Source organism: Streptomyces sp. NPDC026672 (assembly GCF_040638185.1).
Classification (GTDB): Bacteria; Actinomycetota; Actinomycetes; order Streptomycetales; family Streptomycetaceae; genus Streptomyces.
In genome coordinates, this window is sequence record NZ_JBEZXS010000053.1 from 1 (window position 1) to 13,482 (window position 13,482).

The following is a 13,482-nucleotide window of genomic DNA, read 5'->3' on the forward strand; positions in this document are numbered from 1 at the left end:
GCCACCCTGGAGTCCCTGCGCGCGGAGCTGGCGGGCAAGCTGGTCGTGGACTGCGTCAACCCGCTCGGCTTCGACAAGAAGGGCGCCTACGCGCTCAAGCCCCAGGAGGGCAGCGCCGCCGAGCAGGCCGCCGCGCTGCTGCCCGACTCGCGGGTCACCGCCGCCTTCCACCACCTCTCCGCCGTGCTGCTCCTGGACCCCGAGACCGAGCGGATCGACACCGACGTCATGGTCCTCGGCGAGGAACGCGCCGACGTGGAGACCGTGCAGGCGCTCGCCGGGCGCATTCCCGGCATGCGCGGCGTCTTCGCCGGCCGCCTCCGCAACGCCCACCAGGTCGAATCCCTCGTCGCCAACCTGATCTCCGTCAACCGCCGCTACAAGGCCCACGCCGGCCTCCGCGTCACCGACGTGTGAGCGGATGGGGGACACTGGTGGCCGCACCCAGTGTCCCCCGACAGGAAGCCGCCCCCATGCCCCGCCTCGCCCTCTACTCCCTCGCCGTGTGCGTCCTCGCCGTCGTCGCGGCCGTCGTCTCGTTCGTGCAGGGCAGCTGGCTGGGCATCGTGTGGGTGCTGCTGGCGGGGCTGTCCAGCAACATGTGCTGGTACTACGTGAAGCGGGGCCGCGCCGTCACGGGATGAGCGCGCAGCCCGGGTCCGAGTCCTGCCAGAACCGGTAGAGGTCCTGTCCGCAGTAGGTGTCGACGTCGCCGATGTCCAGCGCGCGCAGGATCGTGTCGATCAGGTCGAAGAACGCGGCGTTGATCGACGGCACCCACAGCAGCGCGAACACGAACAGCAGGCCGAACGGGGCGAACGGCTCGACCTGGCGCTTGACGTTGTACGACAGCCAGGGCTCCAGCACGCCGTAGCCGTCCAGGCCCGGCACCGGCAGGAAGTTCAGGATCGCGGCCGTCACCTGGAGCAGCGCGAGGAACGCCAGCGCGAAGCGGAAGTCGCGGGGCACGCCGTCCAGGGCGTCCAGCCAGAACGGGGCCGTGCACACCACCGCGAACAGCACGTTCGTGAGGGGGCCGGCCGCCGAGATGAGGCTGTGGCGCCAGCGGCCCCGGATGCGGCCGCGCTCGATGAACACCGCGCCGCCGGGCAGACCGATCCCGCCCATGATCACGAACAGTACGGGCAGCACGATGCTCAGCACGGCGTGGGTGTACTTCAGCGGGTTCAGCGTGAGGTAGCCCTTCGCGCCGACCGTGATGTCCCCGCTGTGCAGGGCCGTGCGGGCGTGCGCGTACTCGTGCAGGCACAGGGAGACGATCCAGGCCGCCGTCACGAACAGGAACATGGCGACGCCCGGCTGCTCGGCGAAGCCCGTCCAGGTGGCCCACCCGGTGACGGCGGTGACGGCCGCGATCCCGACGAACACGGGACTGACCCGCCGCTCGCTGTGACGGCTGGTGACGGTGGTCATGGACGGAACTCCCCCTCGCGAAGACGACAAACCTGCGCCACCGACCGTACCGGCGACGCAAGAACAACGCCCCCACCCCCGACCAGGGTTCCTCCCGGAGACCGGCAGCCCGAAACGACGGGAGCCCGGGAGGAACAGGAAGACGAGGGGGCAGGAAGAGCGGGGTCGGGAGGGCCGGATGGCCGGGGCGGGCGGGCAGGAATGCGGGAGGGCTGAGGGCAGGAGGACAAGAGGAGCGGAGGGCGGGAAGGCCGGGGCAGGAGGGCCGACGGACGGTCCGGGGCCGTCGAGGGCGCCGGGGGCGGGGTTGGGTCTGGTGGCGGGTGGCCAGTGGCCCTCGCAGGCCGCCGCGCGGGTCAGGGTCCGGCGGGCGGTGGGCCGGGTGGTGACGGTGCCGGTGACGGCTGCCGCTGGGAAGCGGGGGTCGGTCATGCCGAGGCGCAGGCGTGCGGGGGCCTGGGGCCGGGGGGCGCGGGGATCGCCGGGGGCGGGGTTGGGCCTGGTGGGGGGTGGTCAGTGGCCCTCGCAGGCCGCCGCGCGGGTCAGGGCCCGGCGGGCGGCGGGCTGGGTGGTGACGGCGGCCACTGGGAAGCGGGGTGGGTCAGGCCGAGTCGCAGGGTGTGCGGGCCCCGGGGCCGGCGAGGCCGGGGCCGGGGGCTCCGGTTGGGCCTGCGGGATCGCCGGGCCGGTGTGCTGACTTCGGTTGGGCTCGGAGGACCGCCGGGCCGGTGTGCCGGGGGCGGGGTCAGGGCCCTCGTGCCTTCGCGGTGGGGCCGTTTCCCCTGGGCTCGGGGGACCGTCGGGCCGGTGTGCCGGGGGCGGGGTCGGGGTCAGGGCTCTTGTGCCTTCGCGGTGGGGCCGTTTCCCCTGGGTTTTCGGGGGTGGGAAACCCGGGAGCGGGGTTTGGGCGTCCCCGGGGACAATGGACCCCGTGCGTTATCGGATCCTCGGCACCACTCAGGCGCTCCGCCCCGACGGCACGGCCGTTCCCGTGGGCGGGGCGCGGTTGCGTGCGCTGCTGACCGTGCTGACCCTGCGGCCCGGGCGAACCGTGCCGGTGGGGCTGCTCGTCGACGAGGTGTGGGGCGCCGAGCCGCCCGCCGACGCCACCGGCGCGCTCCAGGCGCTCGTCGGCCGGCTGCGCAGGGCGCTCGGCACGGACGCGATCGACTCCGCCGAGGGCGGCTACCGGCTGGCCGCCACCCCCGACGACGTCGACCTGCACCGCTTCGAGCGGCTCACCGGCGACGGCCTGCGCGCCCTCGCCGACGGCGACCCCGCCAAGGCCGCCGACGCCCTCGACGACGCGCTCGCCCTCTGGCACGGCCCCGCGCTCGCCGACCTGCCCGACCGCACCGCCGAGGCGGCCCGCCTCGACACCCGCCGGCTCGATGCCCTGCGCGCCCGCCACACCGCCGCCCTCGCCCTCGGCCAGGCCGAGCGGTCCCTGCCCGAGCTCACGGCCCTGTGCGACAGCCACCCCCTGGACGAACCCCTCCAGGCGCTGCGGCTGCGCGCCCTGCGCGACGCGGGCCGCGCCGCCGAGGCCCTGGCCGCCTACGACGACGTACGCCGCCTCCTCGCCACCCGCCTCGGCTCCGACCCGGGCCCCGAACTCCGCGCCCTGCACGAGCAGTTGCTCAACCCGGACGACACGGCGGCACCTCCGCGCCCCGCGAACGGGCACCGGGCGCCGTACGAGCCGGTCGTCGACGTCCCGGCCGGCAACCTCCCCGCCCGGCTCACCTCCTTCGTCGGCCGGGAGACCGACATGGCCGACGTCCGCGAGGACCTGGGCGCCGCACGGCTCGTCACCCTGCTCGGCCCCGGCGGCGCCGGCAAGACCCGGCTGTCCGTGGAGGCCGCCGAGGCCGTACGGCACACCGTGCCCGACGGCGTGTGGCTCGCCGAACTGGCCCCCGTGGACGACCCCGCCGCCGTCCCCGAGGCCGTGCTCACCGCGATCGGAGCCCGCGAGACCGTGCTGTACGGCGCCGGTGCCGAGACCATGCGCGCCGTCACCGACCGCTACGACGACCCCGTGGAACGCCTCGTCGAGTACTGCGGCAGACGCCGGATGCTCCTCGTCCTCGACAACTGCGAGCACGTCGTGGACGCCGCCGCCCGCCTCGCGGAACGGCTGCTGGCCCGCTGCCCCGGCCTCACCGTGCTCGCCACCAGCCGCGAACCCCTGGGCGTCCCGGGGGAGTTGCTGCGCCCCGTCGAGCCGCTGCCGGAACCCGTCGCGCTGCGGCTGCTCGCCGACCGCGGCGCCGCCGCCCGCCCCGGCTTCCGGACCGAGGACGACCCTGACGCCTGTGCCGAGATCTGCCGCCGCCTCGACGGACTGCCCCTCGGCATCGAACTCGCCGCCGCCCGGCTGCGCATGCTCACCCCGCGCCAGATCGCCGACCGGCTCGACGACCGCTTCCGCCTGCTCACCTCCGGCAGCCGCACCGTCCTGCCGCGCCAGCAGACCCTGCGGGCCGTCGTCGACTGGTCCTGGGACCTGCTCGACGAGGACGAACGCGACGTCCTGCGCCGCCTCTCCCTCTTCGCCGGCGGCTGCGACCTGGCCGCCGCCGAGGCCGTCTGCGGCCCCGCCGCCCTCGACGCGCTCGGCTCCCTCGTCGACAAGTCCCTCGTCGTGGCCGCCCCCGCCCCCGACGGCGCCATGCGCTACCGGCTCCTGGAGACCGTCGCCGAGTACGCCGCCGAACGCCTCGACGAGACCGGCCGCCGCGCCGACGCCGAGCGCGCCCACCTCGTCCACTACCGCGAACTCGCCCGCGCCGCCGACGCGTCGCTGCGCGGCCCCGGCCAACGCGCCGCCGTGGCCCGTATCCAGCTGGAGTACGAGAACCTGCGCACCGCGCTGCGCCACGCCGTCACCGCCCGGGACGAGCAGGAGGCGCTGAGCCTCGTCCTCTCCCTCGTCTGGTACTGGCAGATGCGCGACCTGCGCATCGAGGCCCGCACCTGGTGCGTCGAGGCCATGGCCCTCGGCCCGGACCCCTTCACCGAGCCCGCCCACCACGCCGAAGCCGTCTGGCAGCGGTGCACCGACATGCCGCCCCCGTTCACCGGCGAACTCCTCGCCGAGGCCAGACGCGGTCTGCACCTCGCCCATCTCGCCTGCATGGACACCGAGATCGACGCCTGGCAGACCCCGGCGGCGCAGTCCAAGCTGCGGGCGGTGGCCGACACCTACGAGCCCGGCATGCCGCAGACCTGCCGCGCCCCCGGCATGATCTGGTTCTTCGCCGTCATGCTGGCCGGTTACCCCGAACGGCTCGTCCCGATCATCGACGCCGCGATACGCACCTGCCGGGACACCCCCGGCTTCGAGTGGGACCTGGCCGGCTGCCTCCAGATGCGCGCCAACTTCCTGGCCAACCGCGCCGCCTCGGCCGGGGACGCCGTCCGGGACGCCGACGAGGCCATGGAGATCTTCCACCGGCTCGGGGACGACTGGGGCACCGCCCAGGCCCTGTCCGCGCGCGCCGAGGCGCACGAGGTGCGCGGCGCGTACCAGGCGGCCGTCACCGACTACCAGGCCGCCATCGAGCACGCCGAACGCCTCGGCGCCCGCGGCCATGTCGCCGTGCTGAACGCCCGGTTGGGCGGTGTGCTCATCGAGACGGGCGAGTCCGGACGCGGTGAGCAGCTGCTGCGCGACGTGATCGCCCGCAGCACCGGGGCCCACAACGAGGCGATGCCCGCCGCCCGGATCTTCCTCGCGTCCCGGCTCGCCCTGACCGACCGCCTTCCCGAGGCCCGCGAGCAACTGCGGCGGGTGCGCGAGGAATTCTCCATCTCGCACTTCGTCGCCTTCGACGCCATGATCCTCACCCAGGAGGCCTGGCTCGACGCCCTGGACGGCAGGGGCGAACAGGCCCTGGCCCTGGCCCGGCAGGCCCTGCACCACGGCACCGACCCCGTCTCCCAGGCCCTCACCCCGCAGCTGAACTCCATGTGCCTCACCATCGCCGCCATGGCCCTGGCAGGGCTCGACGAGGGTCATCGCGGCGCGGACGCCGCCCGCTGCCTGGGCGCCGCCGACGCCCTCCAGGCGCAGGGTCACGTCCCCGTGGGCGTGGAGCGCGAGGTGCGCAGACGGACGGAGGCCCGTGTCCGCGAGGTCGTCGGCGACGCCCGCTACGCGACCGCGTACGCCGAGGGCGGTGGCCTCTCCCTCGCGGAGGCCACCGCCCTGTTCTGACCCCGGCCGGTACGGCCGCCGGGCGCCGACGTCAGCTCTTGGTACGGAACTTGCGCACCGCGATCGGTGCCATCACTGCGGTGATCACCACCGACCAGCCCAGGGTCACCCACAGGTCGTGCGCGACCGGTCCGCCGACCATCAGTCCACGCGCGGCGTCGGCCAGCGAGGACAGCGGGTTGTAGTCGGTGAACGTCTGGAGCCAGCCCGGCATCGAGTTCGTCGGCGCGAAGATCGACGAGCCGAACTGGAGCGGGAACAGCACCAGGAACCCCATCGCCTGGACGGACTGCGCGCTCTTCATGATCACGCCGAGGGTGAGGAACACCCACATGATCGCCGAGGCGAACACGGCGGACAGCCCCACGGCGGCGAACAGACCGGGCCAGTTGGTGATGTGGAAGCCGACCAGGACGGCCACGACCAGCAGGACGGCGATCGCGAACAGCATGCGGGCGATCTCCACCGAGATCTTCGCGAACAGCACCGAGCCGCGCCCGATCGGCAGCGACCGGAAACGGTCCATCACCCCGCTGTTGAAGTCCTGGTTGAAGCCCGTCCCGACGCCCTGGGACAGCGTCATGCTGGTCATCGCCAGCATGCCCGGGATGACGTACTGGACGTAGCCGTCCTGGCCGCCGCCCAGCGCCTGCCCGATGGAGCCGCCGAAGACGTACACGAACAGCAGGGTGAAGACGACCGGCATCAGCAGGGCGTCGAACATCGACTCGGGGTCCTGCCGGATCCACAGCAGGTTGCGGCGGACCAGGGCCCCGGTGTGGCGCAGGTGGGAGCGCAGCGGGATACGGACGTCGGCGGCCGGAGCGGTGGCGGTGGCGGCGCTCATACGGCGACCTCCTCACGGGTGTCGGCGGGCGCGGCGTCCTGCGGGGCACTGGCACGCTGGCCGGTGAGCGACAGGAACACCTCGTCCAGGCTGGGGAGTTCGGTGGTGATCGAGGAGATGGTGATGCCGCGCGCGATGACGGCGCCGACCACGGCGGTCAGTTGCTCGTCGCTGAGCACCGGCACCAGCAGGGTGCCGCTGTCGGCGTCCACGACCGTGGTGGCGAGCCCGGTGATGCCCAGCTCGTCCAGCAGCGCGGCGAGCGGGCGCAGTTCCAGCGGGTCGCCGGGCCGCACCCGCAGCGTGCGACCGCCGACCCTGGCCTTCAGCTCCTCGATCCGGCCGCCCGCGACGACCTTGCCGCGGTCCACGACGGTCAGCTCCGAGGCCAACTGCTCGGCCTCCTCCATGTACTGGGTGGTCAGCAGCACGGTCACCCCGTCGCCGACCATCGTCTTGACCTCGGCCCACACCTCGTTGCGGGTGCGCGGGTCGAGACCGGTCGTCGGCTCGTCCAGGAACAGCACCTGGGGCCGGCCGATCATCGAGGCGGCCAGGTCGAGCCGGCGCCGCATGCCGCCGGAGTAGGTGGAGGCGGGGCGCCGGGCCGCGTCGGTCAGCGAGAACCGCTCCAGCAGTGCGTCGGCCCGGGTGCGCGCCTCCTTGCGGGACAGGTCGAGCAGCCGCCCGATCATGTACAGGTTCTCCCAGCCGGGGAGCTTCTCGTCCACCGAGGCGTACTGGCCGGTGAGGCCGATCACCCGGCGCAGCTGCCGGGGCTGGCGCACCACGTCGTAGCCGGCCACCGTGGCCTGCCCGGCGTCCGGTGCCAGGAGGGTGGACAGGATGCGCACGAGGGTGGTCTTGCCGGCCCCGTTGGGTCCGAGCACCCCCATCACGGTCCCCTCGCGCACCTCCAGGTCGACCCCGTCCAGCGCCTTGGTCTCGCCGTAGTGCTTGACCAGTCCCCGCACCGTCACCGCGTGGCTTCGCCCACCCGGACTGTCATCGATTCGCGTCATGCCCAGCACGGTGTCACCCCCCACCGACAAACCACCGACACGGCGCCTATAAGGCACCGACAACAAGAACAGCCCGTCCGGCGTTTGAGGACGAGGCCGTTCAGGCCGAAGGGGGGTCCGGGGGCGCAGCCCCCGGGGGACGTCGGCTCCACGCAGGGGGACGGCCCGTCGATGGGGGAAGTTCGGCGGGCCGTCCCGTGGTGTTGCCGCGATGGCTCAGTGGACGGAGTGCTCCTCCAGCGGGAACGTTCCGGCGACGACGTCCTCGGCGAACGCCTTCGCCGCGTCACCCATGACCGCGCGCAGATCGGCGTACCGCTTCACGAACTTGGGCACCCGGCCCGAGGTCAGCCCCATCATGTCGGTCCACACCAGCACCTGCGCGTCCGTGTCGGGACCCGCGCCGATGCCGACCGTCGGGATGTGCAGCACCCGCGTCACCTCGGCCGCCAGCTCCGCCGGGACCAGTTCGAGGACGACCGCGAACGCGCCCGCGTCCTGCACCGCCTTCGCGTCGCGCAGCAGCTGCTGGGCCGCCTCCTCACCGCGCCCCTGGACCCGGTAGCCCATGGCGTTGACGGACTGCGGGGTCAGACCGATGTGGGCCATGACCGGGATGCCGGACTCGACGAGCAGCCGGATCTGGTCGTGCGAGCGCTCGCCGCCCTCCAGCTTCACCGCGCCGACACCGGCCTCCTTGACCATCCGGGTCGCCGAGCGCAGCGCCTGCACCGGGCCCTCCTGGTAGGAGCCGAAGGGCAGGTCGCCGACGATCAGCGCGCGCCGTGTGCCGCGCACGACCGCCGCCGACAGCATGGTCATCTCGTCGAGGGTGACGGGCACGGTCGTCTCGTACCCGAGGTGGCAGTTGCCCGCCGAGTCGCCGACCAGCATCACCGGGATACCGGCCTCGTCGAAGACGGACGCGGTCATCGAGTCGTACGCGGTGAGCATGGGCCACTTCTCGCCCCGCTCCTTGGCGAGCGCGATGTCGCGGACGGTGATGCGGCGTGTGCCCTTGCCTCCGTACAGCGCGTTGCTGCCGTCGGAGGGCTTGGTCCGGGCAGCCGAGAACTGCGTCATTGCAACGGCTCCTTCAGGTCATCTCGAGGCGCCCTGACGGCGTCCCCGGATCCCTCCCATGGTGGCACCTCGTGCCGGTCGGGGCCAGGGGACCCCCGTGTGATCCCGTACGCCATCCCAGCGCATCCCGCTTGTGTCCGGCTTGACCCCCGACGGGTGCGGCGCGGCCCCCAGGGAGGCGGAACATCTCGGTCCGGCGTGCGACCGGCAAGGTCTGGGCAAAGAATTCAGATACGAGACGGTTCCGTATTGGAATGACCCTAGGGTCGTCACCATGACAACTCCTGCCGTCCCCGCCCCCCGGATACCCGAAGCGGTACACCGGCGTCGCTGGGCGATCCTCGGCGTGCTGATGCTGAGTCTGCTGATCGTCGTGCTCGACAACTCGATCCTCAACGTGGCGATCAAGACCATCTCCACCCCGGCCCCGGTCGGGCTGGGCGCCACGCAGAGCGAGATCGAGTGGGCGATCAACTCGTACACCCTCGTCTTCGCGGGCCTGCTGTTCACCGCGGGCCTGGTCGGAGACCGCATCGGCCGCAAGAAGATCCTGCTCGGCGGGCTCGTCGTGTTCGGCGTCGGCTCGGCCCTCGCCGCCGAGTCCGGTTCCCCGGGCCAGCTCATCGCCTACCGCGCGCTGATGGCCCTCGGTGCCGCGTTCGTGATGCCCGCCACCCTCGCCGTCCTGATGAACGTCTTCGAGCGCGAGGAGCAGCCCAAGGCCATCGGCATCTGGGCCGGCGGCGTCGGGCTCGCCATCGCCATCGGACCGATCACCGGCGGTGCGCTGCTCGACCACTTCTGGTGGGGCTCCGTGTTCCTCATCAACGTGCCCATCGTGATCGTCGCGGTCGCGCTGATGATCTGGCTGGTGCCCGACTCGCGGGACCCGCGGCCCGGCCGTCTCGACCCGATCGGCGTCGTCCTGTCCGTCGTCGGCCTGGTGCTGCTCGTCTACGGCATCATCGAGGGCGGCGAACTGGCCGACTTCACCGATCCCAAGGTGCTCGCGAGCATCCTCGGCGGTCTCGCGGTGCTCGTCGGCTTCGTCGTCCACGAGAAGCGCAGCGACCATCCGTCCCTCGACGTCACGTACTTCAAGAACAAGGTCTTCTCGGCCGCCATGAGCGCCATCGCGCTCGTGTTCTTCGCGCTGATGGGCGTGACCTTCTTCTCGGTCTTCTACACCCAGAGCGTGCGGGGCTACTCGCCGCTCCAGTCCGGTCTGCTGATGCTGCCGCTGGCCGCCGCGCAGATGATCTTCGCGCCGCGGGCCCGGCTGGTCGTGGAGCGGTTCGGCAACAGGGCCACCACGACGGCCGGTCTGGTGCTGATCGCCGTGACGCTGGCCGTCTTCGCCACGTTCCGGGCGGACACGCCGATCTGGTTCCTGGAGGTCGTGTTCTTCCTCATGGGTACGGCGATGGCGCACATCATGACGCCGACGTCCGTCGTCATCATGCAGGCCCTGCCGCGCGAGAAGGCCGGCTCGGCGTCCGCGCTGAGCAACACCTTCCGCCAGGTGGGCGGCGCCCTCGGCATCGCGGTGCTCGGCTCGGTGCTGGCGACGTCGTACCGCACGGGCATCGAGGGCAGGCTCGGGGTGCTGCCGGCCGGGCTGCGGGACACCGCGGGCGAGTCCATCGAGGCCACCCTGGGCGTCGCCGCCCGGCTCGGCCCGCGGGGCGACGCGCTGATCGGCTCGGCCAACGACGCGTTCCTGCACGCCATGCACGTCACCGCGCTGTGCGGCGCGGGTGTCGCGATCCTCGGCGCGGTGATCACGGCCCTGTTCCTCCCGGGCCGCCCCCCGGCCCCCCAGCAGACGGAACCGGAACAACAACTGGTCACCACGGCCGACTGACCCAGTCGCCGCGCACGCACCGGAAATCCCCTTCGCGCCCGCCCCCCACCCGACCGGTCGACGGTCGAGCGGGTGAGGGGGAGGGACGACGGGGAGTGCCCCCGGCGGGGCGATCGGCCGACTCACGGGCGGGGCGGGCCGGGAGACCCGCAGGACGCACCCGTCGAACGGCCCCCCGCCTGGCCCCTACCCGACCGGTCGACGGCCGACCGAGTGAGGGGGAGAGACGACTGGGAGACCCGCAGGACGCGCCCGTCGGACGGCCCCCCGCCTGGCCCCTGCCCGACCGGTCGACGGCCGACCGAGTGAGGGGGGAGACGACGGGGAGCGCCCCCGGCGGGGCGACCGGCCGACTCACGGGGCGGGGCGGGCCGGGAGACCCGCAGGGCGTGCCTGTCGGACGGCCCCCCGTCCGGCCCCCACCCGACCGGCTGACAGCCGACCGAGTGAGGGGGGAGAGACGACTGGGTGACCCGCAGGGCGTGCCCGTCGGACGGCCCCCGTCCGGCCCCCACCCGACCGGTCGACGGCCGACCGGATGAGGGGGAGGGACGACCGGGAGTGCCCGCAGCGCCGACCGGCCGGCTTACGGGGCGGGCGACCGGGATAGCCCAGGACGCGCCCGCCGGATGCCCCGCCGAACGGCCCCCTGCCGGTGCCCCCACCGGACACCCCGGCGGACGCGCCCTGCGGCCCCGGACGGCCGGGACGGGGGGCCGGCCGTCCGGCTACAGGGTGGCGGCCGGCCGGTCGTCGTGCCGCCACAGGACGGGCGGTCGTGGTCCGTCCCTGCTGCCGGGGTGGTCGGGCGTCCGGTGTCGGGCGTGCGGCGTGTGGGGAAGGTGCCGTACGGGGGAGAGGGGGCCGCGGGAGAATTGGTGTGGTGGAGTGAGAGGACGGATGACGTGAGTCTTGCCGAGAGTCGGCCGCAGCCGTGTGGTCCCGCCCGGGGCCGCCCGCGCAGCGAGGCCGTGGAACGCGCCATCCTGGAGGGCGCGATGAAGCTCCTGGAGGAGGGCGTGCCCCTCGCCGAGCTCTCCATCGAGCGCGTGGCCCGCACGGCGGGCGTGGGCAAGGCCACCATCTACCGCCGCTGGAGCGGCAAGGAGGAACTCTTCGTCGACGTCATGCGCGCCGCCGAGCTCCCCGAACCCGAGCTGCCCGGCACCTCGATGCGCGACGACCTCGTCGTCCTGCTGGAGGACCTGCGCCACCGCGGCCTGGTCAGCCGCTCCTCGGCGATCCTGCACAACGTCCACGTCCAGATGAAGAGCAGCCCCAAGATCTGGGCCGCCTACCACGCCAACGTGATAACTCCCCGGCGCAAGCTGCTCATCGAGATCCTGCGCCGGGGACAGCGGGACGGCGAACTGCGCACGGACGTCGACCTCGAACTGGCCAACGACATGTTCGTCGGCCCCATGCTCACCCGCTCCGTGCTGCGCCCCGACGCCGCGCTCCCGGAGGGTCTCGCGGAGCAGATCGTCGACACCGTCCTCACCGGCCTGCGCCCGGCCGACCCACCGGATGCCCAGACCTCGCTCGGCGAACCGGACGAGCGCTCAACTGTCGCTTGAACAAGCCGAACCCGCCGAGCCCGCCGAGCCCTGACACGGTGTCGGACGTGAAGCCGTATGCCGGCATCGCCCCGGTCGCCTGCGTCACACCCGTGCCGAACCGCGAAGGGCCGCGAATGTGCGCGTTTCGTCACAGTGCGCACCCGTCCCCGGGGTCTCAGGAACCCCCGGGACGGACTTGTTCGTCCTCGTCTTCCGTACGGCCGTCATAGGACGGCGGAACGGAACCGATCATCCCCTAGGGTCGTACCCCGGGGGGAAGACGGTGAGCACGGCGGGCAGTGAGGCAGACGGTATGGCGCAACAGGCGTACGTGACGGAGACGGACCACGGCGGCTCGGAGCCCGAGCACCGGCGCTCCCGGCTCCGGCGCCTGCTGACCCGCTCGCTCGCCGGCTGGCGCGGGGACCGGCGGATCTGGCGGCGCGGCCTCGTCGTCGCCGCGATCGCTGGCCTCCTCGCCCTGGTGATGGTGCTGCACTCCCGCATCCCCAACAAGGTCGGCAACCTCGGCAGTCTCACGGAGACGTTCCTGCCCTGGCTGGGACTGCTGCTCCCGGTGCTGCTCGCGCTCGCCCTGCTGCGCCGTTCGGCGACCGCGCTGATCGCGACGGTGCTGCCCGTGGCCGTCTGGCTGAACCTCTTCGGCGGGCTGCTCATCGACCGCACCGGCCCCGGCGGCGACGTGGAGGTGGCCACGCACAACGTCAACGCCGAGAACCCCGACCCGGCCGGCACGGCCCGTGACGTGGCCGCGTCGGGCGCGGACGTGCTCGCCCTGGAGGAGCTGAAGGCGTCCGCCGTGCCGGTCTACGAGCGGGCGCTGGCGCCGACGTACCGGTACCACGCGGTCATCGGCACGGTCGGGCTGTGGAGCAAGTACCCGATGAGCGGGGTGCGGGCCGTCGACATCAAGCTGGGCTGGACGCGCGCGCTGCGCGCCACCGTGGCGACGCCCGAGGGGTCGCTCGCCGTGTACGTTGCCCATCTCCCCTCGGTGCGCGTGAAGTTGGAGGCGGGGTTCACGGCGCGGCAGCGCGACAAGAGCGCCGACGCGCTCGGTGAGGCCATCGCCGACGAGAGCCTGGCGCGGGTCGTGCTGCTCGGCGATCTGAACGGCACGATGAACGACCGCGCCCTCAACGCGGTCACCTCCCAGATGCGGTCCACGCAGGGCGCGGCCGGCAGCGGCTTCGGGTTCAGCTGGCCGGCGTCGTTCCCGATGGCCCGCATCGACCAGATCATGGTCAAGGGGGTCGAGCCGGAGAGCTCCTGGACGCTGCCGAGGACGGGCAGCGACCACTTGCCGATCGCCGCGCGTGTGAAGGTCGACATGTCTTCGTAATCCTCCGGAATACTCCACGGGGGAGACTTTGTTCCGTACCTGAACATAAACTGTACGGACATCTCTCTCCCGTGAAAGGCACAGGCCA

At 72.9% G+C, this 13,482-nt stretch carries 10 protein-coding genes; 6 read left to right on the forward strand and 4 right to left on the reverse strand.

The genetic code is table 11. The features are described from left to right. Both npdG and AB0F77_RS37525 read left to right on the forward strand, forming a co-directional pair. The coding region (gene npdG / locus AB0F77_RS37520) for an NADPH-dependent F420 reductase (protein ID WP_361957471.1) at positions 1–417 on the forward strand (417 nt) is incomplete at its 5' end. A gap of 56 nt (positions 418–473) precedes the next feature. After that, positions 474–644, forward strand: coding sequence for a hypothetical protein (locus tag AB0F77_RS37525; RefSeq protein ID WP_361957474.1), 171 nt, complete (start codon positions 474–476; stop codon positions 642–644). On the opposite strand, the gene AB0F77_RS37530 is transcribed toward AB0F77_RS37525, so the two are convergent. Continuing rightward, on the reverse strand, positions 634–1,434 hold the full coding sequence (locus tag AB0F77_RS37530; protein ID WP_361957477.1) for a site-2 protease family protein: 801 nt from the start codon (positions 1,432–1,434) through the stop codon (positions 634–636). The two genes, AB0F77_RS37525 and AB0F77_RS37530, sit on opposite strands and share 11 nt — an antisense overlap. Positions 1,435–2,356: 922 nt before the next feature. On the opposite strand from AB0F77_RS37530, the gene AB0F77_RS37535 reads away from it, so the two are divergent. Then, positions 2,357–5,656: a BTAD domain-containing putative transcriptional regulator gene (locus AB0F77_RS37535; protein ID WP_361957480.1), complete on the forward strand. Its 3,300-nt coding sequence runs from the start codon at positions 2,357–2,359 to the stop codon at positions 5,654–5,656. 31 nt (positions 5,657–5,687) lie between these two features. On the opposite strand, the gene AB0F77_RS37540 is transcribed toward AB0F77_RS37535, so the two are convergent. From AB0F77_RS37540 to panB, 3 genes are all read right to left on the reverse strand, one after another. Next, positions 5,688–6,503, reverse strand: a complete 816-nt coding sequence (locus AB0F77_RS37540) for an ABC transporter permease (protein WP_361957483.1) — start codon at positions 6,501–6,503, stop codon at positions 5,688–5,690. Beyond that, on the reverse strand, positions 6,500–7,525 hold the full coding sequence (locus AB0F77_RS37545) for an ATP-binding cassette domain-containing protein (RefSeq protein WP_361957486.1): 1,026 nt from the start codon (positions 7,523–7,525) through the stop codon (positions 6,500–6,502). The genes AB0F77_RS37540 and AB0F77_RS37545 overlap by 4 nt, the downstream gene beginning before the upstream one ends. 216 nt (positions 7,526–7,741) lie before the next feature. Next, positions 7,742–8,608 (reverse strand): 3-methyl-2-oxobutanoate hydroxymethyltransferase, encoded by an 867-nt coding sequence (gene panB / locus AB0F77_RS37550; RefSeq protein WP_361957489.1) that lies wholly within the window; start codon positions 8,606–8,608, stop codon positions 7,742–7,744. A 274-nt stretch (positions 8,609–8,882) separates the two neighbouring features. On the opposite strand from panB, the gene AB0F77_RS37555 reads away from it, so the two are divergent. From AB0F77_RS37555 to AB0F77_RS37565, 3 genes are all read left to right on the forward strand, one after another. Continuing rightward, entirely contained in the window at positions 8,883–10,472 is a 1,590-nt protein-coding gene (locus AB0F77_RS37555) for an MFS transporter (protein WP_361957492.1), read from the forward strand. Positions 10,473–11,377: 905 nt separating this feature from the next. Then, positions 11,378–12,049: a TetR/AcrR family transcriptional regulator gene (locus AB0F77_RS37560; protein WP_361957495.1), complete on the forward strand. Its 672-nt coding sequence runs from the start codon at positions 11,378–11,380 to the stop codon at positions 12,047–12,049. A 295-nt stretch (positions 12,050–12,344) separates the two neighbouring features. Then, positions 12,345–13,394, forward strand: coding sequence for an endonuclease/exonuclease/phosphatase family protein (locus tag AB0F77_RS37565; protein WP_361957498.1), 1,050 nt, complete (start codon positions 12,345–12,347; stop codon positions 13,392–13,394). Positions 13,395–13,482 lie beyond the last annotated feature (88 nt).

Coding starts and splice junctions, on each gene's coding strand:
- AB0F77_RS37525 (WP_361957474.1), top strand. CDS start 474: ATGCCCCGCCTCGCCCTCTACTCCCTCGCCGTGTGCGTCCTCGCCGTC.
- AB0F77_RS37530 (WP_361957477.1), bottom strand. CDS start 1,434: ATGACCACCGTCACCAGCCGTCACAGCGAGCGGCGGGTCAGTCCCGTG.
- AB0F77_RS37535 (WP_361957480.1), top strand. CDS start 2,357: ATGGACCCCGTGCGTTATCGGATCCTCGGCACCACTCAGGCGCTCCGC.
- AB0F77_RS37540 (WP_361957483.1), bottom strand. CDS start 6,503: ATGAGCGCCGCCACCGCCACCGCTCCGGCCGCCGACGTCCGTATCCCG.
- AB0F77_RS37545 (WP_361957486.1), bottom strand. CDS start 7,525: ATGACGCGAATCGATGACAGTCCGGGTGGGCGAAGCCACGCGGTGACG.
- panB (WP_361957489.1), bottom strand. CDS start 8,608: ATGACGCAGTTCTCGGCTGCCCGGACCAAGCCCTCCGACGGCAGCAAC.
- AB0F77_RS37555 (WP_361957492.1), top strand. CDS start 8,883: ATGACAACTCCTGCCGTCCCCGCCCCCCGGATACCCGAAGCGGTACAC.
- AB0F77_RS37565 (WP_361957498.1), top strand. CDS start 12,345: ATGGCGCAACAGGCGTACGTGACGGAGACGGACCACGGCGGCTCGGAG.